General features: G+C 53.0%; 8 protein-coding genes. 4 read left to right on the top strand and 4 right to left on the bottom strand.

Annotation, left to right across the window (positions count from 1 at the left end; translation table 11 throughout):
* A partial coding sequence (locus O3C43_22845; GenBank protein ID MDA1069327.1) for a response regulator transcription factor occupies positions 1-547 on the top strand: 547 nt, incomplete at its 5' end.
* A 38-nt stretch (positions 548-585) separates the two neighbouring features.
* Here O3C43_22845 and O3C43_22840 read toward each other — a convergent pair.
* Both O3C43_22840 and O3C43_22835 read right to left on the bottom strand, forming a co-directional pair.
* Positions 586-1995: a DUF1501 domain-containing protein gene (locus O3C43_22840; protein ID MDA1069326.1), complete on the bottom strand. Its 1410-nt coding sequence runs from the start codon at positions 1993-1995 to the stop codon at positions 586-588.
* 4 nt (positions 1996-1999) lie between these two features.
* Positions 2000-4027 carry a DUF1549 and DUF1553 domain-containing protein gene (locus O3C43_22835; GenBank protein MDA1069325.1) on the bottom strand — a complete coding sequence of 676 codons (2028 nt, stop codon included), beginning with the start codon at positions 4025-4027 and terminating at the stop codon, positions 2000-2002.
* Positions 4028-4303: 276 nt separating this feature from the next.
* Between O3C43_22835 and O3C43_22830 the strand changes: the two genes are divergently transcribed.
* Both O3C43_22830 and O3C43_22825 read left to right on the top strand, forming a co-directional pair.
* On the top strand, positions 4304-6271 hold the full coding sequence (locus tag O3C43_22830; GenBank protein ID MDA1069324.1) for a hypothetical protein: 1968 nt from the start codon (positions 4304-4306) through the stop codon (positions 6269-6271).
* Positions 6272-6570: 299 nt separating this feature from the next.
* Entirely contained in the window at positions 6571-8340 is a 1770-nt protein-coding gene (locus tag O3C43_22825; GenBank protein ID MDA1069323.1) for an arylsulfatase, read from the top strand.
* Between the two features lie 286 nt (positions 8341-8626).
* Here O3C43_22825 and O3C43_22820 read toward each other — a convergent pair whose 3' ends face one another.
* Together O3C43_22820 and O3C43_22815 are read right to left on the bottom strand one after the other, a co-directional pair.
* On the bottom strand, positions 8627-9010 hold the full coding sequence (locus tag O3C43_22820) for a hypothetical protein (protein MDA1069322.1): 384 nt from the start codon (positions 9008-9010) through the stop codon (positions 8627-8629).
* Between the two features lie 33 nt (positions 9011-9043).
* Positions 9044-9382 (bottom strand): hypothetical protein, encoded by a 339-nt coding sequence (locus O3C43_22815; GenBank protein MDA1069321.1) that lies wholly within the window; start codon positions 9380-9382, stop codon positions 9044-9046.
* Between the two features lie 154 nt (positions 9383-9536).
* On the opposite strand from O3C43_22815, the gene O3C43_22810 reads away from it, so the two are divergent.
* Positions 9537-10514, top strand: coding sequence for a Fic family protein (locus tag O3C43_22810; GenBank protein MDA1069320.1), 978 nt, complete (start codon positions 9537-9539; stop codon positions 10512-10514).
* Positions 10515-10710 lie beyond the last annotated feature (196 nt).

Raw genomic sequence — 10710 nt, 5'->3', positions numbered from 1 at the left:
AGGTCTTCTCTGTCGGACTCTTTCATTCCTTATTCCAAGCCGGTTTATCCCGGCGCTTTCTATGACCCCTTCCGCTCCCTTGACCCCTTCCGCTCCCTGGCTGCGGAAATATGTGGAAAAATCAAAGATCATTGTCCTCACCCAATCGGACAATAAAGCGGATATTTTAGGAGCCATATCCCTCGGAGCCACGGGATACTTGTTGAAGTCCGCCACGGTGAATCAAATAACCGAAGGAATTAAAACAGTGATGGAAGGTGGTGCTTCCCTGGATTCAGGCGTTGCAAATTTTATCCTGAGAACTTTGCGAACCATGTCCTCTCAAACGGATGAAGATCTCGGCAAAACGCTTTCTGTACGGGAACAGGAAATACTTCAATTGCTGGCAGAGGGACTGGTGAAGAAACAAATTGCCGACAAACTTCAAATCAGCATCACCACGGTCGCCTACCACGTGAAGCACATCTACGAAAAGCTGCATGTGCAAAATGCTCCCGCAGCTGTGGCCAAAGCCTTTCGCATAGGCATTTTCTCAGCAGGAAAATAGGCTTTGTTAACCGGAAAAACTTTTGCGCGTTTGTAGAATCAGGCCAATAGGGCCCGCACCACTTCGCCTTCCACATCGGTCAGGCGGAAGTCCCGGCCACCATGACGATAGGTCAGGCGTTCGTGGTCGAGTCCGAGCAAATGCAGGATGGTGGCGTGCAAATCATGGACATGCACTTTGTCCTCGGCGGCGTAGTAGCCGAAATCATCGCTCGAACCATAACTCAAGCCCGGTTTCACACCACCTCCGGCCATCCACCAAGTGAACGCATGGGGGTTGTGATCCCGGCCATCTTCCTTCTGGGCGGTGGGTGTCCTGCCAAATTCACCACCCCAGATTACCAGGGTATCGTAGAGAAGACCCCGGGACTTCAGGTCCTTCAATAATCCGGCAATGGGTTTATCCACTTCCGCCGCGAGGCTGGTATGCTCCTTTTTCAAATTGCGGTGCGAATCCCAGTAACTGTGGGTGCACTGCACAAAGCGAACGCCGGCTTCCGAGAATCTTCGCGCCTGCAGGCATTGACGGGCAAAGTTATCCGTCGGTTCATGATCCACTCCATAAAGCTTGCGGGTGGCCTGGCTCTCCTGATTGAGATCCATGATATCGGATGCCTCCATCTGCATGCGGAAAGCCAGTTCAAAAGAATCGATCCGCGCCTCCAGGTCGGAGTCGGCGCCCGTCTGTTCCAACTGCATGCGATTCACTTCTTTTAATAAGTCCAAATCGCGCCGTTGTTGCTCCCGGGTAAGCAGTTCATTGTGAAGGTTGGAAATGGCGGCATCCTTCATGTCGGAGCCCTTCTGACCAATGCGCGTCGCCTGGTGGATGGCCGGAAGAAATGCGGAACTGAAATTTTTCACCCCACCATGCCCCATGGTGGGATTCAGGGTGATAAAACTGGGCAGACTGTGGTTTTCCGTACCCAGACCATAGCTGATCCAGGAACCCAAACTCGGTCTGACAAAGGTGTCGGAGCCGGTATGCATTTTCAGGAGAGCTCCCCCGTGGGCATCATTCGAGCCGTGGATCGATTTGATAACACACAGGTCATCCATGCAAGTGGCAACCTGGGGAAACAGGCTGCTGACCCATTGTCCGGATTCGCCATATTGTTTAAACTCCCAAGGGCTGCCCAACAAGTTTCCGGTTTCGGCAAACTGCACGCGGGGTTTGGCAAAAGGCAAGGGTTTCCCGCTATCTTTCTGCAGGCGAGGCTTGTAGTCAAAGGTATCCATCGACGATGGACCACCATGCATGAAGAGAAAAATGACGCGCTTGGCCGTGGCGGGTATATGGGGTTCCCGTGCGGCCAAGGGGTTGACCAGAGACGAGTCGGCTTGCAGGATTCCCCTCAGCGCGAGCGCACCAAAACCCATCCCGCAGGTCGCCAGCATCTGGCGCCGGCTAATGGGCGGTGGTAAACGATGGTTGCAAAGGTGGCCCATAAAATTAATTCCAATAAACAAACTCGTTGGCGGCCAGAAGCACCCGGCAAATGCGTTCCCAATCTTCGAGTGTGGGGGAAACACGGGTTTTCAGATCGGCGGGTTGAAGTTCACCCTCACCCACCAACATCTCCGTTTCCCGAGGCAGGGCCGGACGGCCAAAGAGTCTAAGGTACAAGGCGTTTAAGCTGGATGGAACCGACTGGGAGCCCAAGTGGCTGAATTCCGCGGCCAGGTCCCGCGCGGCAGTCATGACCAGTTCATTGTTCATCATGTAAAGCGCTTGACCGGGAACCACCGTCGCTTCCCGTTGCTGATGATGGACCGCCGGATCGGCCGCATCAAACGTGGCGGACATTTCATTGTGCCTGGCCCGGTTGATGGGCAAATACACCGTGCGGATCAAAGGTTCGGTATCTTCTTCTTTTTTGCCGTCATAGGATTCACCCTTGTCCCCATTATCGGGGGATGACACGCCCGATTGATCCAGTTTTCCGGAAACAAAGAGCACAGCATCCCGAATGGATTCAGCTTCAAGCCGCCGACGGTTTTGCCGCCAGAGCAAACGGTTGTCGGGATCGGTGACGCTGTATTCCAGATTGTTTTGACTGCTTCTGCGATAGGCGGCGGAAAGCATAATCGTCCGGTGCATGTGTTTGATGGACCAGGCGCTGTCCATGAACTCACGGGCCAACCAGTCCAACAGTTCCGGATGGGTTGGAGCTTCGCCCCGCAATCCGAAATTGGATGGCGTGCGGACCAAGCCGAAACCAAAGTGTCCCTGCCAGATGCGGTTTACCATGACCCGGGCGGTCAGGGGATGCCGGGGATCAGTCAACCAGGCGGCCAGTTCCATGCGGCCACTGTTAGAGGGTTCAACGGAAGGTGGCGCCAAACAATCAGCCAGGAGCTGGCCCACACCCCGGGGAATCGGTTCACCCATGGGTTTCAAGTGATCACCCCGGGCAAGCACCGGCATAAGCAATGGTTCACCTTCGGTCACCGCCATTGCTTTTGGCACCGGAGCACCGGCTCTTTCCAGGTTCTGAAGCTTCTTTCTCAGATCGGCAAGTTGCATGGCCTGCTCGCTGGTTTGAGCCGAATCTTCGATGTCTTTGCCAGCATCCAACTCGCTTTCCAGGTTGGCTATTTCCGCTTTCAAGGCGGCGAGATCCAATTCATATTTCTCAACGATGGCCTGATTTCCCGGATCATCGAAAACGGTTTCCACCCAGCGGGATACATGGTCGGTGTGGGCCATGGTTTTGGTGCTGCGGAAAATTCCGGCCAAGGCATAATAATCTTTCTGCGAGACGGGATCGAACTTGTGGTCGTGGCAGCGGGCGCAGCTGACAGTCAGTCCCATGAAGGTTTGACCAACCACATCAATCTGCTCGTCCACGATGTCGATCAGCATCTTGTCTTTGTCCTGTTCGGCCAACATCTTGGGTCCCAAGGCCAGGAATCCGGTGGCCGTGATTTGATCGTGATCAGTTTTCAAATTGCCGGAGGAAGGCACCAAGTCACCGGCAAGCTGTTCCTGGATAAACAGGTCGTAAGCTTTGTCCTGATTGAAGGAGCGAATGACATAGTCGCGGTAACGCCAGGCTTCGGGATAGTCGTGGTTTTCATCCGCACCATTGGAGTCGGCGTATCTGGCCAGATCCAGCCAACGCCTTCCCCACCGTTCACCGTAGGCCGGAGAGGCCAACAAACGCTCAATCAGTTTCCCATAGGCGTCTTCGCGCCTGTCATTCACGAAGTCGGAGATCTCCCCGGGCGTCGGAGGCAGTCCGGTCAGGTCATAGGTGGCCCGGCGGATTAAGGTGTGCTTATCGGCCTCACCGTTCGGTTCCAAACCTTGACGTTCGAGCCGGGTCTCAATCAAAGCATCAATAATGGATAAGCCTGAGTCCGATGCCGCCTCATCAATCTGTTTCTTCGAAAACAACGGCTGAAACGCCCAATGCGGTTTGAGCGGTTCCTCATAGGTGGCAAATCCGTCCAGCACAAACAGGGTGAAAGCAGCCATTAGGCACAGGGACGGCATTCGGTTCGAATTGAACCGTTTCGATGAGCATCGAAACCAATTTTGTGGCATGACTGGTAAACTTACTTGAATAGTCTCTTGAGGTAAACGATGAGAATGCACTTGTTTGAAAGAATTTCGAGGAGAAATCTTTCATAGAATCCATGATACCAAAACAGGGATATCCGAGTATCCTGTGTTTACAGGATAGCTTTCTTTAATCAACTAGTTTACATTGTTGGCGTTGAAAGTTCTCCACTTCATTTTCCAAGATACCCCATGAATAAAATTACGTTTACTCTCTGCCTGGTTCTCCTTGGCTGCGGAACGGCTTCCGCTCGAAACGCCACCGTTGCCGGTAGGTTCACGGTCGAGCACCCCACCCTGCTGAACCTGGGCTTCGAGTGGTCCATCCAGGGCGATGAAAACCGCAATGCTGAAGTCGCCGTGCAATTCCGGGCCGTAGGGGAAACCGCTTGGCGTCCAGCCCTGCCGCTGGTGCGGATCGGAGGCGAACGAATTTATCGCGACAGGGAGCATCTCGACTACATCGTGCCCGAAGGCTTTGCCGGTAGTATTCTAAACCTCAAGCCGGGCACGGAATACGAATGCCGCTTTCAGATGAAGGACCCCGATGGGATCTCCGGCGAAGCCAAGCACACCGTCACAGTCAAAACCCGCACCGAACCGATGTCTTACCAAGGAGGCCGGACCTTGCACGTCTATCCGCCCGACTTCGAAGGTCCCCGTCAGGAACCCAGTTTCACCGGTATTCTCCAAGCCTACTACGGCGCCGGCCTGGGAGACTGGAACGTTGTTTGGGAACAGCGTGTGGAAGCCGGTGACACGCTGCTCGTGCATGCCGGGCTCTACCGCGTGGAGCGCTTCGATTACGTGGATCCCATGATGACGCCGTTCGACGGAACCATGTCACTCACTCTCAAGGGCACTCCGGAAAAGCCCATCACCATCAAGGCGGCCGGGGACGGAGAGGTGATCTTCGATGGAGACAACAACCACCGTCTCTTTGATGTCATGGCCTCCCGTTACCACATTTTTGAAAACCTCACCTTCCGCAACACCGATGTGGCTATCTTCGCCGGCCAAAAGGAAGTGAGCGGCGCGGTCGGTCTTACCGTGAAAAACTGCCGCTTCGAAAACATCGGCTTCGGTGTCTGGACCGAGAATGCGGATTCCTCGGATTTTTATATCGCCGACAACATTTTTATTGGCCGGGACGACCGCTTCCGTCTCATTGGCTGGGGCGGACGCCCGCGGACACCGGATAAAATAAGCTGGGAGGAACCGCTCTACAAGTCCCACCGCATGGTCAGTTATTACGCCATCAAGGTATACGGTCCGGGCCATGTGATCGCCCACAACTCCATCGCCTATTTCCACGATTCCATCGGCATCTCAACTTACGGCACACCTCCGGAAGATCCGCACCGCCGCGCCTCGTCGATAGACATTTACAACAACGACCTGCACATGTCGAACGACGACTTCATCGAAGCCGACGGGGGTGTTCATAACATCCGCATTTTCAACAACCGGGGAACCAACGCGTCCATGGGTGGCCTGAGCGCCCAACCTGTTTTCGGTGGTCCCGCCTACTATTACCGCAACACCCTTTACAACGTTCCCCGGGGAGTGGCTCTCAAGTTCGGGGGCAAACCCGCCGGTCTCTTCGTTTGGCACAACACCATCATCTGCGAAAACCAGATCGGCGGCACCGCCGCGAACATGCATTTTCGAAACAATCTTTTTCTGGGCAGGGACAATCCGGATAAAGGAATCTCCAATATAGGAAATTCCCACAGTGTCGCCTCGTCCGACTACAACGGCTATCGTCCGAATAAAGGCGTGAAGGAGCAGTATAAATGGTTCTCGCCTCCGGCAGGAGAGATCAACTACCAGCCCGGCGGCGATGATTGGGTGGTTGCTTCCACCTTGGCCGACTTCCAGAAACGCACCGGGCAAGAGAAACACAGCATCGAAATCGATTACGACATCTTTGAACAACTCAGCCCGCCCGACCAAGCCAATCCTTTCAAGGCCTACCACGCCATGGACCTGAACCCCCGTCTCAAACCGAAGAGCCGCCCTGTGGACGCCGGCGTCGTTATCCCCACCGTGAATGACGACTTCGTCGGCAAGGCACCCGACCTGGGCGCCCACGAAGTTGGCGCCCCCGAGATCAAATACGGCCCCCGCTGGCTGACCTGGGAACCGTTTTACCGCTGAAAGGGAAGTAAACAATCCGAAGCGAGCGAGGGATGGACCGAGGTATTGGTTGAGCACCCCTTGACTCGCCTAAATCGGAAAACGACCGTGTTCCGACATTTCGGAAATCAGATGAAATATTTTCCCGTTCATTTGAAATGTTTCAGGAAAACAAAGGTTTTAGAGACATGGAGGAATCCCGTATCTTAGATCCGTAAAATAGTTACCCATGACAAGTTGGCCGCGTTCCCCCGAAAGCATGGAATTTTCGTTTCCATCCATCCAACCCTAAATGATACTACTCCCCATAATTTAAACTCATGAAAAATAACCCTATCCACTCACTTCACTTTTTGATTCGGTGCGCCGCACTACTGGGAGCCATCGCACTGGGACTCACTAATCTGGCGAGCGCTCAGACACCCCCGGTGCAGCGCCCGAACGTGATTCTCATCCTGACCGATGACCAGGGCTTTGGTGACGTGGGTTTTCACGGCAATACCGAACTCAAAACCCCCTACCTGGATCGTTTGGCAAGTGAGAGTGCCGAGCTTACCAACTTCTACGTCCAACCCCTCTGCACACCCACACGGGCGGCCCTGCTTACCGGTCGCTACCCCGAAAGGACAGGTGCCGTGGAAGTGAACGATGGCCGCAGTATCATCCGCGAAACGGAAATGACGATTGCCGAAAATCTCAAGGCCGCGGGATACCGGACCGGTATTTTTGGGAAATGGCATTTGGGAGACAACTTTCCCGTGCGCCCCTCGGACAAAGGGTTTGAGGAATGCCTCCATCACACCGCCGGCGGTGTGGGTCAGGCGGGCGATCCACCGGGCAACAGTTATTTCGATCCCATACTCCGGCACAACAATGTCCCGAAGAAATACCAAGGCTACTGCAACGACATTTTCTTCCAGGAAGCGATGCGGTTTGCCGAAAAACACAAGGACGATCCGTTCTTCATTTTCCTGGCGACCAACCTTCCACATTTACCCCTTCAGGTGGCGGAGAAGTATGTGAAGCCCTACCGCAAGTACGGAGTCAATGAGATCAATGCCAAAACTTACGGCATGATCGCCAACATCGACGAGAATGTGGGATTTGTCATGAAGCGCTTGAAGGAGCTCAAGTTGGAAGAAAACACCATTGTGATTTTCCTTTCCGATAACGGACCCCGGACCGCACGCGAGAAAAACGACCTCTACCCCGACCGCTACAACGCCGGACTCCGGGGCACCAAATCCAGTATCTACGAAGGCGGAATCCGGGTGCCCTTCCTCATCCGCTGGCCCGCCAAAATCAAGGCAGGGATAAAACTACCGCACATAGCGGCACACATCGACATCCTTCCGACCCTTCTCGAGGCCTGTGGAGCCAAACCCATTGACAGGGAGCGCATTCTGGATGGACGAAGCCTTCTGCCACTCGTCACCCAGGCTGATCCGCAGTGGCCCGAACGCACACTCGTCTTCCAGCACAACGCAAACCACGAGCCCCTCATGTACAGCCATTTCGCCGTGCGATCACAACGCCACAAACTGGTGCAGGCCCTTCCAAATCCCCGCGACAGCACTCTGGATATCGGCGAATACGACATTCGCGATCAGCTTGCCAATCTGGAGCTTTACGACATTGAGAACGACCCGGATGAAATCAACGATATCCATCGCTCCCACCCGGAAGTGGTCGCTTCCATGATGACCACCTACGAGAACTGGTACCGCGATGTCACCGCCGAGCTCAACTACTGGGATCCCCAGCGTATTTATTTAGGTGCCCCCGAAGAAAACCCCACCCTGCTAAGCACCTTCGACTTACAGAAAATGACCCGGCTACCCTATTGGAGCGCACGGGTAACAAAGTCCGGTCGATACCGTTTCACCTTGACCTTCCGCCCGGTCGCACAAGACCGTACGGCCTACGTGCGCTTCGGAACGGAACAAGTATCGCAGTCCATAGCGGCAGGATCTTCAACCTGCGTGTTTGAATCGGTGGAACTACCCGGTGGCGACGGCCGGCTTGAAGCCTGGTTGAAAACCGGATTGGAATCGCAATCGGTGACTTTCCTTGAGGTGGAACGTCTCTGAGGACTGTAAAAAAAAGCTGTAAAAAAAAGGGTCAAACGCAAAACATTAACATCCCTTTCAATTGATCGAATTGCTGACCCGGTTCGGATGTCCCATATTTAACCGGCGGGCTATCCATACGTTATTCCACCCCCTCCCAGTCGACGCCCGGTTGCTGGTTCACAAGTTCATTGGCCAACTCCTTCTTTGCCTGGTTGCTCCCAATAAACCAACCCCGGCAATAGTTCCTGTAGAGCTCTTCGCGTTTCCCGGGGTCTCCCTCCCCAAGCAAAGCCAGATGTTCCTGTTATTTCCTCATGCCCCTCAGGTTGTCCGACAATCCTAAAAGGGAGAGCGACACTCCACGATCCAAGCCTTGCGTCCGAACTTTCTTAAAATAATGGAGGTAGCTGCTGAACCGGTATTCTTTCAGATGTTCCACATCACACAGGCCCGCTCTGACCGGGTTCAAGTGGATATAATCCATAAGACCCGGCAAGGATCTGTCCGATTCGACTACCAGGGACTTGTGGCGCCTCTGGAACACATGGCTGCGTTCCTCATGGAAACGATTAAAGCGGGTGGCGAAAATTCCCTGAAGCCATTTCATTCCCGCCACCAGATTTGGCTCCGGGGTTGCGATCGCCAGATGGAGTGGTTGCTCATGATGACAAAGGCGTAAAGCTTCCACCCGCACCGGTGAACGGTTTCCAGAAGCGCATTCTCAAGCATCTGTGGTTCTGTCGTCGCTGAAAAGATCCTTGCGGTGGTTGCCGAGGCTGATGTTGCGGTAAACGGCTCCGGCAAATTCCACCCGTTGCTTTCTTGGCATCCGCTGACCGAAGCCCAGCGATCGCCCCAGGTCAATGTTAATCTTTTGCGTTTGACCCCTTTCGCCTTTTTTAAAATAATCGGTCGTAAGTCGTTGATATTGGAATCGAAAATATTGAAGACCGCGTGAAAATCCAAGCCATTCTGGTTTGAGCAAAACACCCGCAAGGGCTGACCTTTTTAGCCGACTCAAAACGAGTTCGACTCCCAAGAAGAGGTCCCAACCGTTCACAGATCAGAACACACTTAACAACTAGGTCAGGCACCCATTCTTTTCCTTTCAGATTGGCAACTTCAAGTCCTTTGTAAAAGTGCGAAAAACATCCTACGTTATCTCGTTTCTTCGATCCACAGAATCCGAAGAACCACTCTTGGCCGCGCCAAATATGAAATATGAACATCGACCCGATTCTGCCGCCCTCACATTGGCTGGGCGGTTAATGGGTGCTATGGATCATTTGGGATTGAATCAATTTAAGAAAGATTTTGAGCACATCCTCCAATCAAATGGCTATCCAAATCTGAATGAAGAGAACCCGTTTGATCAGCCTCCCCTACTTGCCCTGTCTGAACGAGTAAAATCTCCCCATGTGGCGCGAATGAAAACAATGTGGATGCAGATGCGCGAAGGAGTCATTAAACATTTTCCAAAGTCCAGGAGGAAACCCTTTAAGTCGGGGTACGTTAAAGAGTTTGAAAAGCTAAAGGAATACGACACCTACCATTCCCTTTCAATCGAAGGCTATCAGGTAACTCGGGAACTCATCCAAATGGTAGAGTCTGGTGAATGGACCGAAGAAAAGGGTGAATCCCATAAGAGCCTCAAGAATGCGCTCGCAGCCAAGGGATATGCGGAGGCTTTTGATGAAGTTACAAAATCCATTCAAAGAATTGAGAAGGGAGAAAATCCTGGAACTGTTATTAAAGAAGATCACGGGATTTGGTATCGAGCCATGTTTGGCGTATCTGTACGGGCAGGGATAATGAAATCCCATGATCTCGCTGGTTACCGGCGTGGCCCGGTATACATTCGTGATTCGCGGCATGTTCCTCCGGCCAAAGCCCATGTGATTGATTTAATGGAAACCTTTTTCGAATTACTTGAACAGGAGGACCACCCGGGAGTAAGAGCGATCCTTGGACATTTCTTTTTTGTTTTCATACACCCATACCCCGACGGCAATGGTCGCATGGGGCGTTTTCTCCTCAATACATGCCTGGTTGCTGGCGGATATCCATGGACAACCATCCGTGTAGATTCACGAAATCAATACATGGCCTCAATTGAGAAAGCCGTTGTCGAAGAAGACATTGTTGATTTCTGCAATGTGATCGCTTCGGAATTAGAAGCTGCCAAAAAGTAGCGCCCGGTTTGACTGTAACCTTTTAGCCATCCTTGACCAGGTTAAACAATCAACGTATAAGCGTATCCTTTTTATGGATTTATAGACCGAATACCAAACATCAAGGGCCGACCCTTTTAGCTCCTTTCCGCAGTATCCCGGTTTCTTTGTCGATGACCAACAGGCCAGAGAATATATGTGCAAATACCTTGACTGG

Source organism: Verrucomicrobiota bacterium, assembly GCA_027622555.1.
GTDB lineage: Bacteria > Verrucomicrobiota > Verrucomicrobiia > Opitutales > UBA2995 > UBA2995.
The sequence above is the reverse complement of the archived record's forward strand: the minus strand, read 5'-3'. Positions and strand labels throughout refer to the sequence as shown.